Annotated in this window: 27 protein-coding genes; 8 read left to right on the top strand and 19 right to left on the bottom strand. The window is 73.0% G+C overall.

Annotation, left to right across the window (positions count from 1 at the left end):
• Positions 1-14 precede the first annotated feature (14 nt).
• Both AC5WAM_RS34850 and AC5WAM_RS34845 read left to right on the top strand, forming a co-directional pair.
• Positions 15-611, top strand: coding sequence for a TetR/AcrR family transcriptional regulator (locus AC5WAM_RS34850; protein WP_495519932.1), 597 nt, complete (start codon positions 15-17; stop codon positions 609-611).
• 138 nt (positions 612-749) lie between these two features.
• Positions 750-1,265 (top strand): hypothetical protein, encoded by a 516-nt coding sequence (locus AC5WAM_RS34845; RefSeq protein WP_495519931.1) that lies wholly within the window; start codon positions 750-752, stop codon positions 1,263-1,265.
• Between the two features lie 34 nt (positions 1,266-1,299).
• On the opposite strand, the gene AC5WAM_RS34840 is transcribed toward AC5WAM_RS34845, so the two are convergent.
• From AC5WAM_RS34840 to AC5WAM_RS34810, 7 genes are all read right to left on the bottom strand, one after another.
• Complete coding sequence (locus AC5WAM_RS34840) at positions 1,300-1,794, bottom strand: hypothetical protein (protein WP_495523709.1); 495 nt, start codon at positions 1,792-1,794, stop codon at positions 1,300-1,302.
• 170 nt (positions 1,795-1,964) lie between these two features.
• Complete coding sequence (ung, locus tag AC5WAM_RS34835; RefSeq protein WP_366796195.1) at positions 1,965-2,633, bottom strand: uracil-DNA glycosylase; 669 nt, start codon at positions 2,631-2,633, stop codon at positions 1,965-1,967.
• Positions 2,634-2,761: 128 nt separating this feature from the next.
• The gene (locus AC5WAM_RS34830) at positions 2,762-4,348 is read right to left on the bottom strand and encodes an ABC transporter substrate-binding protein (RefSeq protein WP_495519930.1); all 1,587 of its coding nucleotides are present in this window, start codon (positions 4,346-4,348) and stop codon (positions 2,762-2,764) included.
• A 204-nt stretch (positions 4,349-4,552) separates the two neighbouring features.
• Positions 4,553-5,308 carry an SDR family oxidoreductase gene (locus tag AC5WAM_RS34825; protein ID WP_138958442.1) on the bottom strand — a complete coding sequence of 252 codons (756 nt, stop codon included), beginning with the start codon at positions 5,306-5,308 and terminating at the stop codon, positions 4,553-4,555.
• A 44-nt stretch (positions 5,309-5,352) separates the two neighbouring features.
• Positions 5,353-6,114, bottom strand: coding sequence for a 3-oxoacyl-ACP reductase FabG (gene fabG, locus AC5WAM_RS34820; protein WP_150509876.1), 762 nt, complete (start codon positions 6,112-6,114; stop codon positions 5,353-5,355).
• A gap of 144 nt (positions 6,115-6,258) precedes the next feature.
• Positions 6,259-6,678, bottom strand: coding sequence for a DUF3037 domain-containing protein (locus AC5WAM_RS34815; protein WP_366796180.1), 420 nt, complete (start codon positions 6,676-6,678; stop codon positions 6,259-6,261).
• Positions 6,675-7,451, bottom strand: a complete 777-nt coding sequence (locus AC5WAM_RS34810) for a HipA family kinase (protein ID WP_495519929.1) — start codon at positions 7,449-7,451, stop codon at positions 6,675-6,677. Before AC5WAM_RS34810 ends, AC5WAM_RS34815 begins: the two co-directional genes overlap by 4 nt.
• 198 nt (positions 7,452-7,649) lie before the next feature.
• Here AC5WAM_RS34810 and AC5WAM_RS34805 point away from each other — a divergent pair, with 198 nt between their 5' ends.
• Positions 7,650-8,156: a Rieske (2Fe-2S) protein gene (locus AC5WAM_RS34805; RefSeq protein WP_366796182.1), complete on the top strand. Its 507-nt coding sequence runs from the start codon at positions 7,650-7,652 to the stop codon at positions 8,154-8,156.
• 4 nt (positions 8,157-8,160) lie between these two features.
• Here the strand turns inward: AC5WAM_RS34805 and AC5WAM_RS34800 are convergent, their stop codons facing one another.
• On the bottom strand, positions 8,161-8,811 hold the full coding sequence (locus tag AC5WAM_RS34800) for a cysteine hydrolase family protein (protein ID WP_495519928.1): 651 nt from the start codon (positions 8,809-8,811) through the stop codon (positions 8,161-8,163).
• A gap of 267 nt (positions 8,812-9,078) precedes the next feature.
• On the opposite strand from AC5WAM_RS34800, the gene AC5WAM_RS34795 reads away from it, so the two are divergent.
• On the top strand, positions 9,079-9,552 hold the full coding sequence (locus AC5WAM_RS34795) for a pyridoxamine 5'-phosphate oxidase family protein (protein WP_366796184.1): 474 nt from the start codon (positions 9,079-9,081) through the stop codon (positions 9,550-9,552).
• A 141-nt stretch (positions 9,553-9,693) separates the two neighbouring features.
• Here AC5WAM_RS34795 and AC5WAM_RS34790 read toward each other — a convergent pair whose 3' ends face one another.
• Complete coding sequence (locus AC5WAM_RS34790) at positions 9,694-10,596, bottom strand: LysR family transcriptional regulator (protein ID WP_138958449.1); 903 nt, start codon at positions 10,594-10,596, stop codon at positions 9,694-9,696.
• Between the two features lie 94 nt (positions 10,597-10,690).
• On the opposite strand from AC5WAM_RS34790, the gene AC5WAM_RS34785 reads away from it, so the two are divergent.
• Positions 10,691-11,671: a DMT family transporter gene (locus AC5WAM_RS34785; RefSeq protein ID WP_495519927.1), complete on the top strand. Its 981-nt coding sequence runs from the start codon at positions 10,691-10,693 to the stop codon at positions 11,669-11,671.
• A 52-nt stretch (positions 11,672-11,723) separates the two neighbouring features.
• On the opposite strand, the gene AC5WAM_RS34780 is transcribed toward AC5WAM_RS34785, so the two are convergent.
• Positions 11,724-13,055: an aminotransferase class I/II-fold pyridoxal phosphate-dependent enzyme gene (locus tag AC5WAM_RS34780; RefSeq protein WP_495519926.1), complete on the bottom strand. Its 1,332-nt coding sequence runs from the start codon at positions 13,053-13,055 to the stop codon at positions 11,724-11,726.
• A 104-nt stretch (positions 13,056-13,159) separates the two neighbouring features.
• On the opposite strand from AC5WAM_RS34780, the gene AC5WAM_RS34775 reads away from it, so the two are divergent.
• Positions 13,160-13,864, top strand: a complete 705-nt coding sequence (locus AC5WAM_RS34775) for a pyridoxamine 5'-phosphate oxidase family protein (RefSeq protein ID WP_495519925.1) — start codon at positions 13,160-13,162, stop codon at positions 13,862-13,864.
• Positions 13,865-13,909: 45 nt separating this feature from the next.
• On the opposite strand, the gene AC5WAM_RS34770 is transcribed toward AC5WAM_RS34775, so the two are convergent.
• From AC5WAM_RS34770 to AC5WAM_RS34760, 3 genes are all read right to left on the bottom strand, one after another.
• On the bottom strand, positions 13,910-14,899 hold the full coding sequence (locus AC5WAM_RS34770) for a DMT family transporter (protein WP_495523708.1): 990 nt from the start codon (positions 14,897-14,899) through the stop codon (positions 13,910-13,912).
• A 276-nt stretch (positions 14,900-15,175) separates the two neighbouring features.
• A complete protein-coding gene (locus AC5WAM_RS34765; RefSeq protein WP_366796189.1) occupies positions 15,176-16,192 on the bottom strand; it encodes an EamA family transporter in 1,017 nt (338 codons plus the stop codon).
• Between the two features lie 108 nt (positions 16,193-16,300).
• Positions 16,301-16,843 carry a peptidase gene (locus AC5WAM_RS34760; protein ID WP_495519924.1) on the bottom strand — a complete coding sequence of 181 codons (543 nt, stop codon included), beginning with the start codon at positions 16,841-16,843 and terminating at the stop codon, positions 16,301-16,303.
• Positions 16,844-17,041: 198 nt separating this feature from the next.
• Between AC5WAM_RS34760 and AC5WAM_RS34755 the strand changes: the two genes are divergently transcribed.
• Positions 17,042-17,230, top strand: coding sequence for a hypothetical protein (locus AC5WAM_RS34755; protein ID WP_366796191.1), 189 nt, complete (start codon positions 17,042-17,044; stop codon positions 17,228-17,230).
• Positions 17,231-17,289: 59 nt separating this feature from the next.
• Here the strand turns inward: AC5WAM_RS34755 and AC5WAM_RS34750 are convergent, their stop codons facing one another.
• Positions 17,290-18,081, bottom strand: a complete 792-nt coding sequence (locus tag AC5WAM_RS34750; RefSeq protein ID WP_495519923.1) for a putative protein N(5)-glutamine methyltransferase — start codon at positions 18,079-18,081, stop codon at positions 17,290-17,292.
• Positions 18,082-18,239: 158 nt separating this feature from the next.
• Between AC5WAM_RS34750 and AC5WAM_RS34745 the strand changes: the two genes are divergently transcribed.
• Positions 18,240-18,668, top strand: a complete 429-nt coding sequence (locus tag AC5WAM_RS34745) for a type II toxin-antitoxin system Rv0910 family toxin (RefSeq protein ID WP_366796193.1) — start codon at positions 18,240-18,242, stop codon at positions 18,666-18,668.
• Between the two features lie 158 nt (positions 18,669-18,826).
• Here the strand turns inward: AC5WAM_RS34745 and AC5WAM_RS34740 are convergent, their stop codons facing one another.
• From AC5WAM_RS34740 to AC5WAM_RS34720, 5 genes are all read right to left on the bottom strand, one after another.
• Complete coding sequence (locus AC5WAM_RS34740; RefSeq protein WP_366796196.1) at positions 18,827-19,471, bottom strand: PadR family transcriptional regulator; 645 nt, start codon at positions 19,469-19,471, stop codon at positions 18,827-18,829.
• 193 nt (positions 19,472-19,664) lie between these two features.
• Positions 19,665-20,501: a TniQ family protein gene (locus AC5WAM_RS34735; protein WP_495519922.1), complete on the bottom strand. Its 837-nt coding sequence runs from the start codon at positions 20,499-20,501 to the stop codon at positions 19,665-19,667.
• On the bottom strand, positions 20,498-21,517 hold the full coding sequence (locus tag AC5WAM_RS34730) for an AAA family ATPase (RefSeq protein ID WP_495519921.1): 1,020 nt from the start codon (positions 21,515-21,517) through the stop codon (positions 20,498-20,500). The genes AC5WAM_RS34735 and AC5WAM_RS34730 overlap by 4 nt, the downstream gene beginning before the upstream one ends.
• Positions 21,514-23,568: a transposase gene (locus AC5WAM_RS34725; protein ID WP_495519920.1), complete on the bottom strand. Its 2,055-nt coding sequence runs from the start codon at positions 23,566-23,568 to the stop codon at positions 21,514-21,516. The genes AC5WAM_RS34730 and AC5WAM_RS34725 overlap by 4 nt, the downstream gene beginning before the upstream one ends.
• Positions 23,565-24,317, bottom strand: coding sequence for a TnsA-like heteromeric transposase endonuclease subunit (locus AC5WAM_RS34720; protein ID WP_495519919.1), 753 nt, complete (start codon positions 24,315-24,317; stop codon positions 23,565-23,567). The genes AC5WAM_RS34725 and AC5WAM_RS34720 overlap by 4 nt, the downstream gene beginning before the upstream one ends.
• Positions 24,318-24,452: the final 135 nt, after the last annotated feature.

Here is a 24,452-nt window from a genome sequence, read left to right as displayed (position 1 = left end):
GGTAGGGTGTCTCCATGTCCGCACGCGCCCAGGGCCCCTCGCGCCCCGAACTGATCGCCGACACCGCGCTGGCCCTGCTCGCCGAGCGCGGGATGCGCGGCCTCACCCACCGGGCCGTCGACGAGGCGGCGGGGCTCCCCCCGGGCTCGACGTCGAACCACGCCCGCACCCGGCTCGCGCTCCTCGAAGCGGCGGTGCGGCGCCAGGCGCAGCGCGAGGCGGCCGTGCTCACCCCCGAGGAGCTGCCGGATCCGGCGGCCGGCCGCGCGGGCCTGGTCGACGGCCTCGCCCGGACCCTGCACCGCTTCCTCTCCGGCGCCGAGCACCGGGCCCTGCTCGTGTCCCGCTACGAGCTGGCCCTGGAGGCGACGCGACGCCCCGAGCTGCGGGCGTACTACGACGCCACGGGCGCCCGGTTCCGCGAGCCGCTGCACGCGTTCGTCCGCGCGGCGGGCTCCACGGACCCGGACCGGCACACCCTGGCCCTGGTCGCGTGGTGCGACGGCCTGATGTTCTCCTGCGTGGCGGGTTCGTACAGCGCGAAGACCCCGACCCTGGCGGAACTGCGGGCGGGATTCGGGGAGTTGCTGAGCGGGATGCTGGACGGATAGCGGACGGGGGCGCGCCCCGGCCGGGCGGCGCACTCCGGCAGGGCGCGCCCCGGCCGGAGGGCCGTGCCGTCCCCCGTGCGGGCGCATCGGCCCGCCTTCACGGCCGTACGCCGCCGGGCGCCCGGCAGAGTGCTCGGGATGCGGCGCACGACGACCACCATGGCCCTGCTCGTCTCCGTGACCGTCTCGGCCGTCTCCGGCTGCGTCGGCGTGGGCGTCGACCGGGCGGCTGCCGACCGGACGGCCGCCGATCGGGGGAAGGCGCCCCCGGGCCCGGCGGAGCGTTCGCCCGGCGCCGGGGACCGGCCGCCGCCGCGGGCCACCCAGCCCCCGGCCCGCGAGCGGCTGCAGCGCGCCGCGCCGCCGTCCGCGCCGCCGAGGCGCGTGCTCCGCCCGGCGTCCCCCGCCGTTGCCGCGCCTCCGCCACCGCCCCGCGCGGCCGCGCCCGCCGGGCCGCCGGCCCCCGTGCGCACCCGCCCCGAGCCGCCGCGTCCCGGCGCTCCCCGGCACGGGCCCCGCCCCCGCGAGACACCGCCCGGTCCGCCGCCCCGCCCTCGCGGCGAGCCGGGGGTCTGCGCCCTCGCGCAGAAGCACGGCCACTGGGACCCGGACAGCCCTCAGGCGGTCATCTGCCGCCAGGTGTACGGAAGTTGAGAAGCGCTGCCCGGCCGCGCGGCGCGGGGCGGTGTCACTCCTCGACGGCGCCCTCGCCCACCTGCACCTCCAGGCGGTGCAGGGCCGCGCGGATGCCGTCCCCATAGCTGTCGTCGCCGAGCGCGCCGACCGCGCCGCGCGCGAGGCGCAGCTGGCTGCGGGCCGCCTCGGGGCGGGCGAGCTTCACATAGTCCGCCGCCAGGTTCAGATGCAGCGAGGGGTAGAACCCGCGGACCGCGAGGGAGTGGTGGTGGGCGCCGACCCGCTCGTCGGTCAGCTCGTCCGCCGCCGACAACGCCCTGAGGTCCCAGGCCAGTTCGTCCGCCGGGTCGTCCTGGGCGTCCGCCATGTAGTGCGCGAGGGTGCAGCGGTGCAGCGCGTCGCCGTCCTCGCCGATCTCCGCCCAGAGCGCCAGGAAGCGGGTCCTGGCCTCCTCGCGGTCACCGGCGTGCTGGAGCATGACCGCCTGCCCGATCCGGGTCATCACGACGTCCTCGCCGTCCGCCGTCCGTTCCTGCCGCTCCACCACCGCGCCGCCCTCCGCGTCCGCCGTCAGTCCTCGGTCGTCCCACTGCTCCGACGCTAGCCGCCGCCACTGACAATCCCCGTCAGGCGCGGTGCGACGCGGGCGGCCCGCGCCCGCCCGCTGCGCCAGGACGGTGACGGACACCGGCCCGGCCCCGCGGACGGGCCCCGAGGTCAGCCCGCGCTCGGGATCCGCCAGTCGATCGGGGTGTGGCCCTGGGCCGCCACCGCCTCGTTGATCTGCGTGAAGGGCTGCGAGCCGAAGAACTTCCTGGCGGACAGCGGAGAGGGGTGCGCGCCCTTGACCACGACGTGCCGCTCCTGGTCGATCAGGGGCAGCTTCTTCTGCGCGTAGTTCCCCCACAGGACGAAGACGGCCGGCTCCTCGCGGTCGGCGACGGCCCGGATCACCGCGTCCGTGAACTTCTCCCAGCCCCGGCCCTTGTGCGAGTTCGCCTCACCGGCGCGCACCGTCAGGACCGCGTTGAGCAGCAGGACGCCCTGGCGGGCCCACGGCATCAGATAGCCGTTGTCCGGGATCGGCAGGCCGAGCTCCGCCTGCATCTCCTTGTAGATGTTCCGCAGCGACGGCGGGGTCCGCACGCCGGGGCGGACCGAGAAGCACAGGCCGTGGCCCTGGCCCTCGCCGTGGTACGGGTCCTGGCCGAGGATCAGGACCTTCACGTCCTCGTACGGCGTCGCGTCCAGGGCGGCGAAGACCTCCTCGCGCGGCGGGAACACCGGCCCCTTCGCCCGCTCCTCCTCGACGAACTCGGTGAGCTCCTTGAAGTAGGGCTTCTGGAGCTCCTCGCCGAGGACTCCGCGCCAGGACGCGGGCAGCATGGCGATGTCGGTCACGTCAACAACCTCCGGTGTGCGGTCTGTTCTTCGGCTCCGAACCTACCGCCGACCACTGACAACCGACCCCCGGCCACCCACGGCCGCCCACGGCCAGGCCTGCGCCGCCGCGGCTACCAGCTGGTCTTCCGGCTCAGCTCCCACATCATCATGATCGCCGACGGGTCGAGGGCCCGTTCGCCGCCCGCGATCTCCTCGCTGGCCATGATGTACTGCTTGCCCTGCCACACCGGCAGCAGCCGGACGTCGTCGACGAGGACGCGCTGTGCCTCCTCGAACTCGCCGGCGACCTTGCCCCGGTCCGCCTCGCGCCGCGAGCGCGGAAGCAGCCGCTCGGTGATCGTCGGCGACGGGTAGGGCGTGTTGAGGACGTTGCGCTCGCCCACGAAGGGCGCGATGAAGTTCTCCGCGTCCGGGAAGTCCGGGAACCAGCCGCGCCCGAAGACCGGGTACCGGCCCTCCTTGTAGCCCGCCTCGAAGGCCTTCCAGGGGCGGCCCTTGATCGTGATCCGGAACAGGCCCGAGTCCTCCAGCTGCCGCTTGAGCTCGGCGAACTCCGACGCGGTCACGGAGCCGTAGCGGTCGGTGGCGTACCAGAGGGTGAGCGGCACCCGCTCGGTGATGCCCGCGGCCGTGAGGACGCGCTTCGCCTTGGCCGCGCTGGGCTCGCCGTACTCGTCGAAGAAGCCCGTGGTGTGGCCGTTCACCCCGCGCGGCACCATCGAGTACAGCGGCTCGACGGTGTCCTTGTACACCTTGTGCGCGAGCGCCGGGCGGTCGAGGACCTGCGCGAACGCCTTGCGCACCGCGGGCTTGCGCGCCCAGGGGTCCTTGGGGTTGAACACCAGGTAGCGGATCTCGGCGCCCGCGCCCTCGACGAGCCGGAGGTGCTCCGCCTTGCCCGCGCCCTGCTGCGCCACGACGTCCTCGGCGGCGATGCCGCGGAAGGTCAGGTCGAGCTCCTTGTCCCGCAGCGCCTTGACCATGGCCGCGGAGTCGTCGAAGTAGCGGATGGTCACGGCGTCGTTCTTGCGGTCGGCGGCGCCCCGGTAGCGGTCGTTCTTGACCAGGACGGCCTTGTCGTCGGCGCGGTAGTCGTCCAGCTCGTACGGGCCCGAGCCGGTGACCCCGTCGCCCTCGCGGAGCCTGTCCGCCGGGTAGTCGTCGGGGTCGACGATCGACATGGCGGGCGTGGCCAGCACGAACGGGAAGGTCGCGTCCGGCCTCTTCAGCCGGAAGACCACGGTCCGCTCGCCCTTGGCGGCGACCGAGTCCAGGGCGCCGAGCAGTCCCGCGGGGCCGCCCTTGACGTCGATGCGCCGGATGCGGTCGAAGGTGTACTTCACGGCCGCGGCGTCCAGCGCGTCACCGTCGGAGAACGTCAGGCCCTCGCGGAGCGTACACGCGTAGACCGTGCTGGAGCCGTCGGTGAAACGGCACGAGCGGGCGGCGTCCCCCTGTGGCTGCGTGGCGCCGGACGGGAAGCTGAGCAGCGTCTGGAACACGTTCCGGTACAGCTCCCAGGAGCCGTCCCAGGACGCCGCGGGGTCGAGCGTGGTCGGCGCGCTCGTCGTCCCCACGGTGATGACGTCCTCGTCGTCCGAGTCGTCGGACGAGAACATCCCGCACCCGGCGAGCAGGGATATGGACAACGACGCCGCGAACGGACGCAGACATCGCAGCTGACCTCTTGTGAACACGGTGGCGCTCCTCGATCTGCCGTGCCATGGGGCGGCAGACCATACCGCAAGGTCCAGCCGCTCCAACCCGGCTCGCCGAGGCGGTACTTGATGCGTGCGAACGTCGCGTACGAGCGGTTGTTGAGGTTTGTACGATGTGCCGCCGCGCCCCTCATCGGCCGGTGGGGCGGGGAGCCCGCACCGGCCGGAGGCGGAAGCGGCCGGTCAGCCCACGCCCGCGTTCAGGAAGATGCCGCCGTCGACCACGAGCGTCTGACCGGTGATCCAGTCGGACTGCGCGGAGGTGAGGAAGGCCGCCGCGCCGCCGACGTCGGACGGCACGCCGAGCCGCCCCAGCGGGTACGCCGACGTCACCTCCTCCTCGCGGCCCTCGTACAGCGCCCGCGCGAACTGGGTCTTGACCACCGCCGGGGCGATCGCGTTGACCCGGACCTTCGGGGCGAACTCGTGCGCCAGCTGGAGCGTCAGATTGACCATGGCGGCCTTGCTCATGCCGTACGCGCCGACGAACGGCGACGCGGCCACGCCCGCGATCGAGGCGATGTTCACGATCGCGCCGCCGTGCTCGCCCTGCCACGCCTTCCACGTGAGCTGCGCGAAGCCGAGCGCCGAGATCACGTTCGTCTCGAAGACCTTGCGGGCCACGTTCAGGTCGAGGTCGGCCATGGGCCCGAACACGGGGTTGGTCCCGGCGTTGTTGACCAGGTAGTCGACGCGCCCGAAGGCCTCCATGGCCCGCTCCACGGCGACCGCCTGGTGCGCCTCGTCGTGGGCCTTGCCCGCGACGCCGATGACGCGGTCGGAGCCGAGCTTCTCGACGGCCTCCTTGAGGGCGTCCTCGTTGCGCCCGGTGATGCACACGCGGTCGCCGCGGGCGACGAGCGCCTCCGCGATGCCGTAGCCGATGCCGCGGCTCGCCCCGGTGACGAGCGCCGCCTTGCCGCTGTCCTGCACTGCCATTCCGTACTGTCCTTTGCGTCGGGCCTTGCGTCGGGAAGGGAGCGCTAGTTGAGCGGACCGCCGGCCACGTACAGGACCTGGCCGGAGACGAAGCCCGCCGCGTCGCCGGTGAAGAAGGCGATGGCGTTGGCGATGTCCTCGGGCTCGCCGACGCGCTGCACGGGGATCTGCGTGGCCGCCGCGGCCTGGAAGTCCTCGAAGCCCATCCCGACGCGTTCGGCGGTGGCCTTGGTCATCTCGGTGGCGATGAAGCCGGGCGCGACCGAGTTGGCGGTGACGCCGAACTTGCCGAGCTCCTTGGCGAGCGTCTTGGTGAAGCCCTGCATGCCCGCCTTGGCCGCCGCGTAGTTGACCTGTCCACGGTTGCCGAGCGCGGAGGAACTGGAGAGGTTCACGATGCGGCCGAAGCCCGCGTCCACCATGTGCTTCTGACAGGCCTTGGACATCAGGAACGCGCCCCGCAGATGCACGTTCATGACCGTGTCCCAGTCGTCCGCGCTCATCTTGAACAGGAGGTTGTCGCGCAGCACGCCCGCGTTGTTCACCAGGATCGTCGGGGCGCCGAGCTCCTGGGCGATGCGGGCGACCGCGGCCTCGACCTGCGCCTCGTCGGACACGTCGCAGCCGACGGCGAGGGCCCGCCCGCCTGCCGCTGTGATCTTCTCGACAGTGTCCTTGCAGGCGGCCTCGTCGAGGTCGATCACGGCGACGGCGCGGCCCTCGGCGGCGAGCCGTACGGCGGTGGCGGCGCCGATGCCTCGCGCCGCTCCGGTCACGACCGCGACGCGCTGCTCAGTGGTGGACATGCTGGCTCTCCTCGCCCTTGGGATGCGGCTCCGCGGCACGCCCCCAGGTGAGCGACCGCTTAGTACCTTCAGCAGACGAGACGCTAGAAGCCCTGGCACCCGGTGTCAACGGCACGCCCGGAGTCGGCGCGGGGCGCTCGTCGGTCAGCGCACCAGGAGCTCGACCAGCCGCTCGACCTCGGCCTCGGGGTCGGCGGTGAGGCCGGTGTGCACGGGCCCCGGCTGGACCACCGTCGAACGCGGCGCGATGAGCCACCGGAAGCGCCGCCCGGCGTCGTCCCCCGCGGCCTGCCCCGCTCGCTCGCCGCCCGCGCAGACGCCCGCGACGGCGCCGAGGGCCGCGCGCACCCCCGCGGCGTCGGCCGCCGGGTCGAGGGCGCGGAGCTTGGCCTCGTCGAGGTGGACGCGGGCGGCCACATAGGACTTGGCGCGGCAGTAGAGCACCACGCCCGCGTTGAACTGCTCGCCGCGCTCGACGCGCGGGACGACCCGCAGGAGGGCGTACTCGTAGACGTCCCGCGCGGGGGCCCCGGTCGCCTCGGCCGATTCGGTCGCGTCAGTCACTTGCCGGTGCCTTCCAGGGTGATCCGTTCGTGGATGCTCTCCGCCCGCGGAAGCAGCGCGTCGGCGTAGGCCTGCCGCACGGCGTCGGCGCCGTCGAAGCCCGGCTCGCCGTCCAGCCACGCGTCGGGCACGTCGGTGGTCACCTCGGCGAGCAGTTCCTTGGTGACCAGCGGGGCCAGCACGGCGGCGGCCGCGGCGACGTCGGGGCCGTACGGGGCGAGGGCGTGGTCGGAGGCGTCGTACGCCCTGGCCGAAGCGGTCTGCGCCGTGGGCCAGTTGTGGTGCCAGATCATGCTGGCGCCGTGGTCGATGAGCCAGAGGTCCCCGTGCCACATCAGGAGGTTCGGGTTGCGCCAGGAGCGGTCCACGTTGTTGACGAGCGCGTCGAACCACACCACGCGGCCGGCCTCCACGGGGTCGACCACGAAGGCCAGCGGGTCGAAGCCGACAGCGCCCGACAGGTACTCCATGCCGAGGTTCAGCCCGCCGCTGGACTTGAGCAGCTGCTGCACCTCCTGGTCCGGCTCGGCCAGACCGAGCACCGGGTCGAGCCCGACGCCCGCCAGGCGCGGCACGCGCAGCCCCAGACGCCGGGCCAGCTGCCCGCAGATCACCTCCGCGACCAGGGTCTTGCGTCCCTGGCCCGCCCCGCTGAACTTCGTGACGTACGTCCCGTACGCCCCGTCCCCGTCGGTGGTCTCGACGAGGCCGGGCAGCGACCCGCCCTCACGCAGGGGCGTGGCGTACCGGACGGCGGTGACTTCGGAGAGCATTGCCCCAGGTTACTGGCCCCGCGGGGGCCTCGCGGGTGCGGCCTTGCACTTCAGCCCCTCCGGCGTTCGAGGAGCGGGGGTCTGGGGGCGGAGTCCCCAGGAATCGGAAAGGGGCGGGCCTGGGGCGCACCGCGAGGACAGCGCGGCCAACTCCGTCGCACCTTGAACAACCCGCTCCGCGCATCCGTATCCCCCCACATGACTGCTTCAAGGGACACCTCCCCCCTGCCCACGGGCCACCACCTCACCCGCCGCACCGTCGTCACCGCCGCCGGCGCCGGCAGCCTGGCCGTCGTGCTCATCGGCTGCGGCTCCGGCGACGACAGCGACGACGGTGACAAGGGGGCGTCGGACAAGGGGGCGTCGGAACCGGCGGGCAAGGAGGGCGAGAAGAAGGACGGGGGCGGCGCGGCGGCCGCCGCCGTGCTCGCCAGGACGGCCGACATCCCCGTGGGCGGCGGGAAGATCTTCAAGGACGAGGGCGTGGTGGTCACGCAGCCGACGAAGGGCCGCTTCAAGGCGTTCTCGAACCGCTGTACCCACAAGCAGTGTCCGGTCACCAGCGTGGAGGGCGGCACCATCAACTGCCCGTGCCACGGCAGCAAGTTCGACATCGCCGACGGCGCCGTGCGGCAGAGCCCGGCGACGAGCCCGCTGCCCCCGGCCGAGATCCACGTGGAGGGGGACGCGATCCGACTGGCCTGAGCCGCTACGCGGGCCGCAGCCGCCGCGGCCGTCGCCACACGGCCAGGACGTCCTCGGTGGAGGTCACGGTGGCGACGAGGGCGAGGGTGTTGCGGACCATCGCGGGGGTGTAGTCGGAAGGGACTCCCGCGATGGCGTCCGCGGGCACGACGGCGGTGTAGCCGAGGTTCACGGCGTCGAAGACGGCGTTGGGGATCGCCACGTTGGCCGAGACCCCGGTCACCAGGAGGGTGCGGCAGCCGACGTTGCGCAGCAGGGCGTCGACGTCGGTGCCCGCGAGCGGCGAGAGGCCGTGCAGCCGGCGGACGACGAAGTCCTCCTCGGCGACCTCGACGGGCGGCGCGACCCTGACGGCCGTGGTGCCCGACAGCTGCTGCACGGGCAGCTTCTCCGCGGCTCTGAAGAGCCGCGCGTTGCTGCTGGCTCCGCGTCCGTCGGGCCGCCGTTCGGCGACGGCGTGCAGGACCTGGACGCCGCCGACGTGCGCGGCGGCCACCAGGCGCGCCACATTGGTGAGGGCCCCCGACGCGCGGGCCGCCTCGGCGAGTTCGGGCAGCGCGCTCTGCGGCCCGACGACGCCCTGCTGGCACTCGACCGTGAGCAGGGCGGTGGTCGCGGGGTCGAGCAGACGGCTGAGCTGTTCGTACGTGGGCATGGTCCCCCTCGGCTGAGCCCGTCGCGCGGGACCCGGCCCGCCCGGTCACGGGCCGTGGCCGTCCGGCGGCCGCGGTGCGCGGGAGGCTAACCGGCATTGCGCCCCGGCGGAAGACGCCGCATGCTCATCTGACGCATTGTCAGCTAAGGGCGCCGCAGCGCGGACACGGCGCCGCGCGGACACGCACCCGCGCGGGCACGATGTCGAACGGCCCCGGCCGCACGGCCGTGGCCACCGCGCGCACGGCCCCGGAGGAGGAGACGACGCATGGCCCTCACACAGCGCCGCGGCCGCAGGATCATGATGACGCCGGACGAGCTGGACGCCTTCCTGACCACGGAGCGGACCTGCCGGGTTGCGACGGTGTCCGCCGACGGCTCCCCGCACGCGAGCCCGCTGTGGTTCGTGTGGGACGGTACGTCCCTGTGGCTGTACTCGCTCACGCGCAGCAGGCGCTGGGCCGATCTCGGGCGCGATCCGCGGATCGCGGCCGTCGTCGACGCGGGCGAGGCGTACGGCGAGCTGCGCGGCGCCGAGCTGACCGGCACCGTCGAGCGCGTCGGGGAGACACCGCGCACCGGCGAGCCCTGCCCCGAACTCGACGCGGTGGAGCGGCTGTTCGCCCGGAAGAACTTCGGCCTCGACGCGATGGTGCACGACGGGCGGCACGCGTGGCTGCGGCTCACTCCGGACGCGGTGACGTCCTGGGACTTCCGGAAGCTGGCGCAGCCCGTCCGGTAGCGCGCTCCGACGCCCTGGCCGGGCGGGTCACGGCCGAGCGGGTCACGGCCGGGGCCGCGGTAGGCGTCACGGCCGGGACCACAGCCAGAGAGGCCGCGGCCCGGCCGCACCGCCACCCGCCGCGGCGGGGCCGCCCCGCCGTCAGCCGAGCCCCGCGCCCGCCACCCGCAGCGCCTCCACCGCCGCGCGGATCGACGGGCGGCGGTCGGCGTCCGCGCGCCACACCACGTACACGTGCCGCCGCACCCGGTGGCGGACCGGCACCGTCCGCACGCCCGCGGGCATCGGGTCGCGGCCGAGCCGCGGCACCACGCACACGCCGAGCCCGGCCGCGACCAGGGAGAGCTGGGTGTGGTGCTCCTCGGCGCGGTGGGCGATGCGCGGCTCGAAGCCCTGGCCGCGCAGGGTGAACATCAGCCACTCGTGGCAGAACTCGCCCTCCGTCCACGTGATCCACTCGTCCTCGGCGAAGTCCTCCAGGTCGACCTCCGGGCGGTCGGCCAGCGGGTGCGCCACGGGCATCGCCACATCGGCGGGGTCGTCGAGCAGAGGGGCCTTGAGCAGGCCTTCGGGCAGCGGCAGCGGCTTGTTGTACCAGTCGAGGACCACCGCCACGTCCAGGTCGCCGCGCACCACCTTCTGGACGCCCGCCTGGGGCTCCAGCTCCTCGGCCGTCACGCGCAGGCCCGGGTGGTGGGCCCGCAGCGAGGCGAGGGTGGTGGGCAGCAGCCCGCGCATCGCCGTCGGGAACGCGGCGATCCGCAGCTCGCCGACCGCCTTGCCGCGCTGCCGCTCCAGATCGGACTGGGCCAGCTCCACCTGGGACAGGATGCGCGCGGCGTGGTCGGCGAGCAGCCGCCCGGCATCCGTGAGGCGCACGCCTCTGCCGTTCTTCGCCAGCAGCTGCTGGCCCACCTCGCGCTCCAGCTTGGTCATCTGCTGCGAGACGGCGGACGTCGTGACGTGCAGCCCGGCGGCGGCGCCGCTCACCGATCCGTGCCGCGCGAGCGCGTCGAGGGTCCGCAGGCGCTCCAGATTCAACATGGCCGCTCCAGGATCGACATATAAGCAATGCTACGCGATACCGGTGACAAAAACTCGCTTGTGCTAAGCCTTCTACTGATCCATCGTGACGACCATGAGCACCTCCGCCGCCGCCCCGGCTCCGACCTCCGCGCCCCCATCGGCGCCCGCGACCGCGCCCGCCGAAGCCGCCTCCCCGCGCGCGGGCGGCCGGCGCAAGCTGGACTGGCGTCTGCGCTTCGCGTTCCTCTCCCTGGTCTGGGGCTTCAGCTTCCTGTTCATCAAGGTCGGCACGGAGGGTTACGCGCCGTTCCAGGTCACCTTCGGGCGGCTGCTGTTCGGCACGCTGGTGGTCGCGGTCTTCCTGGTCGTGAAGCGCGAGCGGCTCCCCCGCGCCCCGCGCACCTGGGCGCATCTGGCGGTGGCGGCACTCCTGCTCAACGCGGCGCCGTTCTCCCTGTTCGCGTACTCGGAGCTGACGATCCCCTCGACGCTCGCGGGGATCTGCAACGCGACGTCGCCGCTGTGGGGCATGGCCCTGTCCCTCGTCGCGCTCTCCGAGGACCGCCCCACGCGCCGCCGGGTCGCGGGCCTAGGCCTCGGCTTCCTCGGCGTGCTCACGGTGCTCGGCGCCTGGCAGGGCTTCAGCGGCCTGGACGCCCGGGGCACGGGCATGGCCCTGCTGGCCTCCCTGTGCTACCCGATCGGCTGGATCTACGTCCGCCGCACCCTGGCGGGCTCCGGCCACTCGAACCTCTCCCTCACCGGCGCCCAGCTCCTCGTCGCCACCGTCGAACTGGCCGTCGTGACCCCGCTGTTCACGTCCCTGCCGCGGCACTTCCCCGTGGTGCCGCTGCTCGCGGTCGTCGCCCTTGGAGCGGTCGGCACCGGGCTCGCCTTCCTGGTGCAGTACGACATCGTCGCCGAGGTCGGCCCGACGACGGCCCAGATGGTCACGTACTTCACTCCGGTGATCGCGACGGCGGCGGGCGTCGCCGTGCTCGGCGAGTCCCTGACCTGGACGACCCCGATAGGCGCCGTCATCGTCCTGGCGGGAGCCGCACTCACCCAGTCCAAGCCGCGCAGACGGAGGTGAGCACCGTCGGAGGGGTGCGGCGGGCCGCCCACCGGCAGGCAGGCGACGGCCGTCAGCCGTAGCGGCGCTCCACCACCGGTCCCACGGCCGCCGTCAGGGCCTCGGCCACGGCCGCGACGTCGTCCCCGCCGAGCGCGGAGACGGTGATCCGCACGCCCGGGGCCGCGCTCAGGCGAAAGCGCGCTCCCGGGGCGACCGCCCACCCCGCGTGCAGCATGCGGGCCACCACCCCCGTCTCGTCGGGGACCGGCACCCACACGTTCATGCCGCTGCGTCCGTACGCCGTGACGCCGCGCTCCGCGAGGTCCGCGATCAGCGCGTCGCGCCTGCGCCCGTACGCCGCCGCCACCTCCCGGGCGTCCACGGCGCCGCCCTCCCACAGGTGGACGACGGCCCGCTGGAGCACCTTGCTGACCCAGCCGGGCCCGAGCCGCAGCCGGCCCTGCACCCGGTCGACCGTCTCGACGTCACCGGCGAGCACGGCCAGGCGCAGGTCCGGGCCGTACGCCTTGGCCGTGGAGCGGACGAACGCCCAGGCGTGGGTCACCCCGGTCAGGGTGTGCAGCGGCAGATCGACGATGCCGTGGCCGTGGTCGTCCTCGATGACCAGTGCCTCCTTGTGCGCGGCGAGGACCTCGCGCAGGGCACGCGCGCGCGTGGCGCCGACGGCCGCGCCGGTCGGGTTCTGGGCGCGCGCGGTGACGACGAGCGCGCGGGCCCCCGCCCGCAGCGCCCGCTCGACGTCGTCGGGCAGCGGCCCCTCGTCGTCGACGCCGACCGGGACCGGGCGCAGGCCGAGCGCGGGCACGAGGTCGAGGACGCTGCCCCACCCGGGGTCCTCCACGGCCACCGCGTCACCGACCTTCAGCCGGGCGACGAGCACCCGCTCGATCGCGTCGAGCGCTCCGGAGGTGACGGCCAGCGGCCCCTGGGGCACGCCGTCCCGGTCGAGCGTCCCGCGCGCGCAGCGGCCGAACTCGGGGTCGACGGCGGACTCCCCGTACAGGTCGGGGTGCCGGTCCGCGTGCGCCGCCGCCGTCGCGAAGGCCTCGGCCAGCGGCGGCAGGAGCGCGGTGTCCGGATTGCCGCTGGCGACGTCCCGCACCCCGGGCGGCACGACGAGGCGGCTGTACTCGCGCGCGGTGGTCGCGGGCTTGCTGCGCACCCGGCTGCCGCGCCGCCCGGCCGTCTCGATGACACCGCGCTCGCGCAGCGTGCGGTAGGCCGCCGCCACCGTGTTGGGATTCACCCCCAGCTGACGCGCCAACTCCCGCATCGGGGGCAGCGATTGCCCCGGCTCCAGGTCGCCGCGCCCCACGGCGCGCTCGACACTGGCGGCGATCTCGGCTGCGCCCCGCCCGGCGATCGGATACTCTCCTAGCACAAAGCACAGTATGCACTAGTGCAATAGATGAGGCAACACGGCGGCACGCGCGGCACGCGCGGCACGCGGACGCCGGAGCACGACGCGCACCCGAGGGAGAAGCCATGGAGACGACGACGCACCCGGCCGCACCGGACAGCACCCCCTATGCGGCGACCGACCGCACCGTGCCCACCCGGGCCCGCGAGCGCGCGGCGTACGACCGCGCGTCGGTGCACGCGATACTCGACGAGTCGTACGTGTGCCACCTCGGCTTCGTCCGCGACGGCGCCCCGGTCGTCCTGCCGACGCTGTACGGACGGGTCGGCGAGCGGCTCTACGTGCACGGTTCGACGGGGTCGCGCCCGCTGCGGATGGCCGGTGCGGCACAGCCGGACGAGCAGCCGGACCCGGGCCTCGCGGTGTGTCTGACGGTGACGCACGTGGACGGACTCGTGCTGGCCCGCTCGGCCTTCCACCACTCGATCAACTACCGCTCCGTGGTGGTGCACGGCATCGCGCGCCAGGTCACGGACCCGGAGGAGAAGCGGACCGCGCTCGACGCGCTCGTCGACCACGTGGTGCCGGGGCGCGCCGCCGACTCGCGGCCCGCCAACGCCAAGGAGCTGGCCGCGACCGCCGTGCTCCGCCTCGACCTCGACGAGGTGTCCGCGAAGGTGCGCACCGGCGATCCGAGCGACGACCCCGAGGACATGGACCTGCCGTACTGGGCGGGCGTCGTGCCACTGCGCAAGGGCTACGACCCGGTCGTCGCGTCCGCCGACCTGAAGCCCGGCATCGAGGTCCCGGACTATCTGATCGAGCCCTGACCCGCGCGGCGGGCGGGACGGTGCGCCCCGCCCGCCGGACGGACCCTAGGCCGTCGCCCCCGCACGGCGCGCGCGGGCCGCGGCGCGCGCCTCCGCCGCGGCGAGGCCCGTGACGGCCGCGAGCATCAGGAGGGTGCCCGCGACGGTGGCGGCGTTCAGCTCCTCGCCGAGCAGCGCGACGGCGATGACCGCCGCGCTCACCGGTTCCAGGAGCATGATCACGGAGACGGTGGCGGAACGGACGACGGCCGCCCCGGCGAAGTACAGCGCGTAGGCGAGGGCCGTCGGCACGGCGGCGATGTACAGCAGACAGCCGAGCACGCGGGTGGCGTCGGCGGCGTGCGGCCACAGCCCCTCGGCCACGGCGAACGGCAGCAGGGTCAGCGACACCACCGCGAACGACCACACCGTGGTGCTGGACGCGTCGCCCTCGCCGGTCCGCCCCCACCACCGGGTCAGGAGCGTCATGACGGCGTACCCGGCGGCGGACGCCAGGGCGAAGACGACGCCCCAGGGGCGCACGGCCGACTCGCCGCCGCCCACGAACAGGACGCCGAGCCCGGCGAGCGCTCCGCCCACCGCGCACAGCCCGCCGACGCCGAGGCGCTCCCCCATGGCCAGGCGGGCGCCGAGCGCGATGAGCACGGGCCCGGCCCCGAGCGTGACGACCGTGCCGACCGCGAGCCCGGTGGCCTCCACGGCGGCGAAGTACGCGGTCTGGAACACGGTCAGGGCCAGGCCGATCGCGGTGACGCGCAGGGCCCTGCGGCGCAGTGGCAGACGCGCGCCCTCGCGCGCGCCGCCGCGCGGCCGCACCAGGCGCGCGGCGAGCAGCAGCAGGAACCCTCCGGCGCAGCGCCAGAAGGACAGGGTGACGGGCCCCATGTCACCGGCCGAGAAGACCAGCGAGGCGGCGGCACCGGCGGTGCCCCAGGCGGCTCCGGCGATGCTCAGATAGACGAGGCCGCGTCCCACGGAAAGCCGGGGCAGGGCGGCGGGGGCGACGGGGGTCGCGTCCGTGGACGCGGGGGACACGCTCGACACGTGGAATCTCCGCAGCGGTTCGGGAAGGAGACCGCGTCACGGCCGGGCGTGGCGAGAAGAGGTGCCCGTGGGCACCGGCTCACCAGGGGCCGCCCGGAAGACAGACGGGGCGGCATCCCGCACGGGCCGCGAGGACGCAGGTCTGGGACTGTCGTCTGCGGGCAGCACCGTTCGGCCCGGCCGACGGCCGGGCGTGATCCGTGAAGGGCCCGCGCTCAGGCGGCCGGAGGCGGAAGAACGAGTGCTCGTGCGTGCATGATCGGCACCCTATGCGCCGGTCCCGTTCGGGGACAACTGCTGTTCGGATCGCGGGACGGCGCCCGCGGCCGCGCCGGTCGACGGCTTCCGCGGAGCCGACGACTGGGCGATGAACGCGCCCACCAGGACGAGGGCGCCCCCGGCGAGCTGCGGCGCCGAGAGCCGCTCCCCCAGCAGGACCCAGGCGAGCACGGTGGCGACGACCGCTTCGAGACAGGCCACGACCCCCGCGACCGGCGGCGAGAGGCGGCGCACCGAAAGGACTCCGGTGACGTACGCGACGACCGTGGCGAGCAGCACGATCCAGCCGATGAGCACCCAGGCGGGCACGCGCGAGCCGTCCATGTCGGCGGCGCGGGCGAGCACCCCCCAGTCCATGCCCCAGGGGCGCGCGACCACCGTGAGCACGGCCGCGCCGACGAGCAGGCCGTACGCGATGACGCCGAGCGGGTCCGGGGCGTCGTCGCCCGCGTCACCACCCTGGTCGGAGAGGACGAAGTAGCCGACCTGGCAGCAGGCGGCGGCGAGCGCGAGCAGCAGCCCGAGCGCGTCGAAACTCAGCCCCGCCCAGATCTCGACGACACAGGCGAGCCCGCCGACGGCGAGCACCACGCCGAGCGCCGCCGCCCGCGTCACGGGCCTGCGCTGCACGAACCGCACCCAGCCGAGGACGAGCGCGGGCGCGAGGTACTCCACGAGCAGGGCCACACCGACCGGGATGCGCGAGATCGAGGCGAAGTAGCAGGCCTGCACACCGGCGACGGCGAGCAGCCCGAACCCGGCGAGCAGCGCGGGCCTGCGGCGCACGAGCGCCCGGTGCCGCCAGGCCACGGGCAGCATCACGAGCGCGGCGCCCGCGACCCGCAGCCACACCACGTGCAACGGGTCGAGCCCCGCCTCGATGAGCGGTTTCGCCGCTACTCCCGAGCCGCCGAAGGCGACCGCCGACACCAGGGCGAGGCCGAGGCCGAGCCCTCTGCCGCCGTCCGCCGCCGCGCCCCGGCGCTTCTCCTGAGTCCCACGCACCGGCACATGATGACAGCCGGGGTCATGACCGTCACGCCTGATGACCACTGTCTCAATCGGCGGACGCCCCTCCGCGGCGCGCGCCGGTCGCGGTCGGCGCGCGGGCCGTCACAAGGCGGGCTCGCGCTCCGCCTCGCCGTCGCTCTCCAGCCGGGCGAGCAGCGCGTCGGCGTCGACACCCGCGCGCCGCAGCACCTCGACGGCCCGGCACTCGCGGTCGGCGGCGAGGGCGGCGAGCACGTCGACACCCCGGGCCTGCCGCTCCCCGCGCAGCACGGCACGCTCGTGCGCCGCCTCCATGGCACCGGCGGCGGCGGGCGAGAGAACCGTTTCTTTCGCGGACGGCACGACCGGCACGGCCCCGGAGTCCTCGACGGTGCCCTGCCACTGGAGGCCGTAGCCGATGCTGCGCTGGACGAGATAGCCGAGCAGCCGCGCGATCTGCGGCCCGCCGTCGAAGACCGCCCGCACCTGGGGCTCGCATTCGAGGAGGGAGTGCAGCAGATGGGCCGTGTCGACCTGCCGGTCCCCGTCCCGGACGGCCCGCCTGCGCGCGCCGGACACCACCGAGGCCAGCGCCGCGCTCAGACGGGGATCGACGTCGGTTCGGGTCGGGCCGGGTTCGGCGCCCTGGGAGGTACGGCTTTGCACACCTCCCACCCCATCAGCCCCCGGCGCTCCCGGCATCGGCGGCGGGAAGCATTTCCGCGTCCCGCACAAGTTGGGCACTGCCGGGCGGGTTGTCCTCCTTACGGATGACTTTCCGCTGTTTCTGCTGGTGGGGCGCACGCTGCTGTGATTCGCGCCGGGTGCGCAACCAGTTCGCTCCGGCGCTCGTCTGTCTGTGGCATGGAGAGCAGGTGCTGGCTGGTCACCCTGCCGGCGGTCGACGGCCGACTGTACGTGTACCGCGTGTACGCGCCGGAGGACGCCCTGCCCGCCGATCTGTTCTGGGACGCCTGGCACTGCCACGACGAAAGCCCCTTCCCCCGGGCCTCCGACCTCTTCGACGCGGCCGAGATACAGCGCTTCGGCTGACCGGGGCCGAGGGACGGCCGGTGCCTTCGGCCGCACCGGGGCGACCGGGCACGGGTCCCCTACCCGGGGCGCCTGCCGGTCACCACCGTGGCGTACAGCTCCTCGTCCGTGACGACGCGCGGTACGAGGCCCGCGTCCGAGACGGCCTCGACCGCCGAGGCCACCTGCCGCTCGCTCGTCTCGAACAGCAGGGATCCGCCCGGCGCCAGCCAGCGCGCCGCGTCCGCCGTCACCCGCCGCAGCACGTCCAGCCCGTCGGCGCCGCCGTCGAGCGCGACGCGCGCCTCGTGCTCGCGGGCCTCGACGGGCAGCAGCGCGACCTCGTCGGACGGCACGTACGGCACGTTGGCCAGCAGGACGTCGGTCCGGCCGCGAAGCCGGGCGGGCAGCGCCTCGTACAGATCGCCCGCGTACACCCGGCCCCCGGCACCGCTCACGTTGCGGCGCGCGCAGGCCACGGCCGCCGGGTCGATGTCGGCGGCGTGCAGTTCGGCCCGGCCCAGCGCGGCCGCGACCGCGGCCCCCAGGGCGCCGGACCCGCAGCACAGGTCGACGACGACGACACCGGGCGCGGCGAGCGCGGCCGCCTCGCGGACGAGGGCCTCGGTGCGTCGGCGCGGCACGAAGACCCCGGCGTCGACGGCGATGCGCAGGCCCGCGAACTCGGCCCAGCCCACGACGTGTTCCAGCGGCAGGCCGCTCGCCCGCCGCGCCACCATGGCGTCGAGTTCCTCGGGGCTCGCCGCGGCGGCCGCGAGCAGCTCCGCCTCCTCCTCGGCGAACACGCAGCCCGCCGCGCGCAGCCGCGCCACGACGGCGGCGGAAGCCGCGGGACGGGTGGGCATCGGCATGCGGGGGCCTTCCGGCAGGACGGGGAGGTGGGGCGGCCAGCCTATCCGCCCGCCACGGGCGGCCGGTTCGGCCGTCTTGAATGTTGTGGACCCGGGAGCTACTTTCCGCGACACCGTCGCTGCGCCCGCCGCAGCGCCCGACGAAAGGGGTGGTCGCAGTGCCCGAAGTCAGCGCGGAGGCACGGATCGAGGCACCAGCGGAGAAGGTCTGGGCACAGCTCACCGACCTGTCCCAGTACGGGAAGTGGAACGCGACGCACACCGGCTTTCCCCAGGGCCCGCCCGCCTCGCTGGAAGTGGGCGGAACGTTCACGGAGAACATGAAGCTGATGGGCTTCCCCGCCGAGGTCGCGTGGACGGTCGTGGACCTGGAGTCCGGCCGTACGTTCGCGATCAAGGGCAAGGGCCCCATGGGCGTGACGGTCGGCACCCGCTACACGGTGGAGCCGGACGGCCAGGCGACGACGGTGCGCGCCAACGGCGAGTTCAGCGGCGCAGCGGTCTCGATGATGGCGGGCAAGCTCAGGGACTCGGTGACGTCGGCGCTCAACGAGTCGCTGCGGAAGCTGGGCGACCTGGTGACGTGAGCGCGCGGCCCGCACCGCTCACGACGCCACCGGTGGGCGGGCCCGCGGCACCCGGGCGCGTGAAGCGGCGCGAACGAGGAGGGTGGCACGAGGAAGGCGCCCCGCACGGATCGTGCGGGGCGCCTCGACGGCCGCGCGCAGGGCACGGTCCCGCCGCCTCAGTCCTCATCGGCGAGGATCAGGTACAGCTTCTTACGCGCGTCGTTGATGACGGTCAGGGCCTTCTCGCGCTGCTCCTTGGACCCGGTCTTCCAGACCTGGCCGAAGGCCTCCATCAGGCCGACTCCGGCCTGCCGGATCTCGGTCAGGGCCTCCCAGTCGACCCCGCGCCCGGCCTCTTCCCAGGGCGCGTCCGCACCCTCGTCGGCCGCGGCGCGGCCGGACTCGGTGAGCGAGAAGAGCTTCTTGCCGCCCTCGCTCTCACTGACGATCAGGCCCTCGTCCTCCAGGAGCTGGAGGGTCGGGTAGACGGAGCCGGGGCTGGGCTTCCACGCCCCGCCGCTGCGCTCGGCGATCTCCTGGATCATCTCGTAGCCGTGCATCGGCCGGTCCTTCAGGAGGGCCAGGATGGAAGCGCGTACGTCGCCGCGCCGGGCGCGGCCGCGGGGACCGCCCCGCCCGCCGCGTCCGCCCCAGGGACCGGGGCCCCCGAAGCCGGGCCCGAAGGGGCCGAACGCTCCGCGCCGCCCTTCATGGCCGCCGCCGAAACCGCCGCCGAAGCCGCCGCGCCCCTCGGGGCCGGGGCCGAAGGGGCCGCGTCCGCGACCGCGCTGGTGCTCGTGTTCAAAACCGTGGGAACGCATGTCGATCATTCCTTTCGTCGCTCCTTCACTTCGCCGCTCATCCGCTGATCAGCGACCTCGCCGATCAGTGACGCCACCCATCAGTGACATCGTTGATCAGTCGCGATGCCTCAACGATATATCGGAACTGTTCGACTGACAACCCCATGCCGTCACGCACCCGCTGACCTGTCTCAGGGAAGTTCGACCGGTCTCACTGAACCTTGACCACCGGCCGTTCCGTCTCATCGGAGTTTGACCGGCGCTGGCGATAGGCCTTCTGCCTGCAGCGCTGTGAGCACGTCCGGCGTTGTTTCTGGCCAGGCCCTGGTGGCAGCGGCCCGTCGCAGGCTGCGCAGAGTCCTGATGCCGGTGCGGGTGTCAGTGCCGGAGGTTTCGGTGGTGTGGGCCTCGGTGGTGGAGGAGGGGCGGCGGCAGGAGGGGCCGGGGGACGTTGCCGGAGTTGCTGGCGGTGTGCTCGTTGGCGGCATCGGTCCGAGCATGTCCGGCGGGGTGTCGACATCTGGTCGCCGCAGACGGGGCAGCGGAGTGGGTCAGATGGATCTTCCGAGCCTGCTTCGCCTGTCCATTTCTGCTGGTGTTTCAGGTAGTTGGCGCATCGGCAGGCGGAGGAACACAGGCGGTAGCGCTGTCCGGGCTGGATCTTCATGCTCTTGCCGCACTCTCGGCAGGGGGCTTTCAGCGGGGCAGCGCGAGGGTGCCGTTTCCGGTATGCCTTTTCGCGGCATGCCTGGGAACAGCGCAAGGCCCGCCGTCCGAAGACGTCCGAGGGCGGCATCTCCGCCTCGCACTCCAGGCAGCGTCTCGTTTCCAGGGTGGCGAGGAGGGTTTCGGGGTCGCGGCCGGTCGCGGCGGCCAGCCGAGTCCAGCTGGGAAGGCCGAGGTGTTCGGGCGGTTCGCAGAGGTAGGTCCGTAGGTAGCTGGGCGGGAGATGGTTGGCGTGGGCCAGGCGGACGATGAAGGACCGGATGCCTTCGCCAGCCTGGGGACGGACCTGGAAGGGCAGGACGCGGATGTTCTCCTGGGTCATCGGGAGTTCCCGGACCTGCGGAGCTGAGCCGATTCGGCGGCGACGTCCAGGGAGACGGCCTTCAGCCCGGCTTTGGTGATCTTCTCGGTGCCGTTGAAGATCGCGTCGATCGCGGCTCCGCGGATCTGATGGGAGAGGGCGCCGATCATGCCGCCGGTGCGGTCGTGCAGGTAGCGGTCGAGTTTTGCCAGGGTGCCGGGCTCGTGGCGCCGCAGGGCGAGGGTCTTCTCCATGGTCGCGACCAGGCCCCGCCACTCACTGTTGTAGGGGAAGGGCTGGGTGGGGATCAGAGTGAATCGGCCGGCGATCTGGGCTCCGCGGGTGCCCGTCAGCAGGCTGCCGTGCTCGATGTCGATGCCGGCGTAGATGAACGTGGCAGGGATCCGCTCGGAGAAGTACTTGAGGGTGTCAGCGACTTCGGCGCCGTGCTGGGTGGTGAGCGAGATGTTGTGGAGCTCGTCGACCAGGATCATGCCGGTGCGGGCGTCGGTGCAGACACCGACGACGGACTCGATGAGGTCGGTGATGTTCATGCGGGCCATCACCGGCAGTCCGAGGAACCGGGCGAACTCGGCCGCGATCATGCGGGGTGTCGCGGCGGGCGGGACGGTGATGTAGATGACCGGCTTGCGGTCGGTGGCGGAGGGGTGACGGGCCCGGTCCAGCAGCTCGTGGGACAGACCGAGCTGGGTGATCGCGATGGTCTTCCCGGTGCCGGCGGGGCCGGAGACGATCAGGCCCCGACGGGCGCTGATCGCGTGGCGGTTCAGCACGACGAGGCGGCGGCCGCTGGCGACGGTGTGCCGGACGACGGAGGTCGCGACCACCAGCAGACGGCCGTGATGGTCGAGGCGGGCTTCGTCGAAGGCGGCCTGGCCCGCCTCGCCGAGCGCGTCGTACTGAGCGTCGTCGAGCGGGGGCGGTGGCCCCGGCGGCCCGTCGACGAAGCGGCGCCAGCCGTCGATCGTGGTCAGGTGCCGCTGGGAGTCCTGGGGCAGCGCGGACGAGGCTGTCATGAGCGCTTCCAGGGGTCTTCCAGCGGGTCGAACAGTCCGAGCGGGATCACCTCGGCCAGCGAGTCCTCGCTCTCTTCCTCCTCGGGTTCCGCCTGAGTGCCGGGAACGGATGCCGGGGTGAGGGGACCTGCGGCTTTCGTGCGGGCGACCACCCGCCGATCGCGCTTGCCGGGCTTGGAACCCTGCTTGGCCTCGGGACCGGCATGGGCCCGGGTGAGCAAGGCGGCGACCGCGTCAGCGATCTCCGTCTCGGTGGCGCAAGGAAGTTTGCCGCTGACGTGGTCCCAGGCCAGGTCTCCGAAGGGGACCGGGACGCGGTCGAGGTGTTTCCAGGTGGCCTGGACCCATGAGTTGTCACCGCGGTGGTCACGTACCCAGATCCGGGACACGTCGTAGGGGTCGTGGTGGACCTCCCAGAGGCCGCGTTTGGCCACGATCCCGGAGTCCTGGCGGCGCATGCGTCCGAGCTCGGGGCTGTCGTAGGTGCGGTTCTTGATCCGGATGCCGTATTCGTTGACCACCCGCCATTCCGCGGGCAGGAGTTCGACATAGTCGTCGCCGCTCAGCGCGACCGGGACGTAGCCGCAGGCCTCGACCAAGGTGGCGTACTTCTCGTTCGGTGTGAACAGCCGGCCCGGGTGGGAGGGGTCGCGCAGTCCGTCGTGCGGACGGTTCTGCCACTTCGCGACGATCCATTCGTCCAGGAGTTCCTGCAACTCCAACAGAGACCAGAGCCGTTCACGTTCCAGGTGACGGCCGCGGCGGTCGCTGTTGCGTCCGGTGTAGCCGGGCAGGAACTGAGCGAACAGCGTGGCCACCGACCCCAGCATCTTCTCGATGTGGCCCTTCTCGAACCCCGAACCCTTGTGCGTCGGCTGGAAGTCGATCTCCAGGAAGCGGCAGGACGAGCGGAAGTTCCGCGAGATGAACACGCTTCCGTGGTCGCAGACGATCACCTCCGGGACGATCACCGGCCGGGCCGCGGCATGGGCCAGACGCTCGTCGAGGGCCAGAAGCCGACGGTGCGGCAGCACCGAACGGGACATCTTCAACGCATCTGTCCAGCCCGGCCGCATCGGCTCAGGTGTGACGCTGCGGGCCAGCAGCACGCTGGCGTCCACCGACTTCGTCGTCGGCCGCAACACCGCCGCCGTCAGAGTCCTGGTCGCGACGTCGATCATGGCGGTGAGTTCGACCTTGCCGGTGACCCCGTTGTCGAGCAGGACCAGCACGTCCAGCGGGGTGGAGTCGATCTGCATGACCTCGCCCGGCGCGAAGACGTGAAGCTGCCCGTGCGGTGTCGTGGCCCCGTTGGCCTTGGACCTGCGGGTTTCCGCCGATCCAAGGGCGTGTGTGCCCGCGGTCAGCTTCGTCAGCAGCCGATAGAGCGTGGCGCGGGAAGGGAGCTTCACCTCCCGTCCCTCGGCGTCCTCTTTGAGGATCTCTTCGGCCCTCCACAAAATGTATGAACCGGTGCGGGTGGACCCATTGACCCCTTCGTCGATCGCCTGCCGCACCGCGTCGACCACCGCTTCATCGACCTCGCCGAACCGAGGAGTCCTGCGGACGGGCCGGTGGTCGGCCAAGCCGATCACCCCGAGTTGCTGGTAGCGGCGACGCCGGTGGGCGACCGTGCTGGCGGTCACCTTGTGCCCGGCGGCTGCCAGTTCGGCGGCTTTGGCCCGCTGGCGTGCGGTCAGGGAGCGATCCGGGCTGTACTCGTCTCGCGGCAGCGTGCCGGAATCGGCCCCAGGTGGCAGGCCGTGCAGCACCTCCAGGATGTGCCCCTCCCACCACAGAGCCCGCTCGACTACGTCTTCGGGAAAGGCCTCCAGCAGCGACGCGGCCGGCAGCGGCATCCGAGCCGGAGTGTCCACGACCTCGAAGTCGTCGGCCTCGAACAACTCGAGCAACGACACGACCAGATGAGGCTGTTCGTCATCGCTCAGCGTCGCGGTCAGAGCCGAGACGGCCAGCACCGCCCGCAGTTGCCCGGCGAACCGGACCCGGTCTCCGACCGTCAGCCTTCCCGGCCGCTTCAGCCGGCTCATACCGACCGACCTGCGGCCCAGACCGGGCTTTCCGAGTCCAGCAGTTCGGATTCGAGGTCAGCATCGAGCCGGCCCGACCACAACAGGTGGAACAGCACCGGAAGCACCTGCAGCCGGTCGCCCACGAGTTCGGCCCCGGCCCACATGCCCATCGGCTCGTTGAAGACGTCGATCAGTGCAGACGCGACCGATGCCGGGCGTCCCGAACGGGCCCTGCGGTAGCGGGCCAACCAGCGGACGTTCGCCATGAACACCGGATCCGGCGTACCCACCCACTCGAACTGCCAGCCCACCGCCTCGCAGGCCCGCCGGGTCGCCTCGAACGACTCCTCGGTCCGTTCGTCCATACGGTCCGCAGACCGGACGTCGACCACCCGAGCCCGACCGTCGACAAGGCGTACGAAGTAGTCCGGGGCGTGACGACGCCCTTTGTGCCCGTCGTCCCAGCGCAGCCAGAAGGGCTGAGCAGCGATCCCGACGACCTCCCGATCCCGGTCCATCAAGATCAGACGGTCTCGCTCCAGCCACGATTCGTAGCCCACGTGACCGGCCGTCGTTACCGCGTAGTACCAGCCAGGGAAGCTCCTACCTCCCTTCGCCCAACGGAATTCGCGTACCGGATCGGCCACCTCGAACGGGACACTCCAGGCCATCCCCAGCGGCAGCCGACGCCTGCCTTCAGGATGGGAAAACTCCAGCTCAAACGCCGAAAGCGCCTCGTCGCCGAACGCCCGTACAGCTGTCCCCACCGCCGCCCCCTCGCAGCCTCCGCCAGCCGCGAACGTAAAGCAGATACCGGTCAAACTTCAGTGAGAACGGTCAAAGTTCACTGAGACGAGTCACCCGCCGAACCGGCCCGCACCCATGACCAAAAACCCACCCCG

Source organism: Streptomyces sp. JLYT201 (assembly GCF_059448825.1).
Note: the sequence above shows the minus strand (reverse complement) of the source record. Positions and strands in the feature narration are given on the sequence as shown.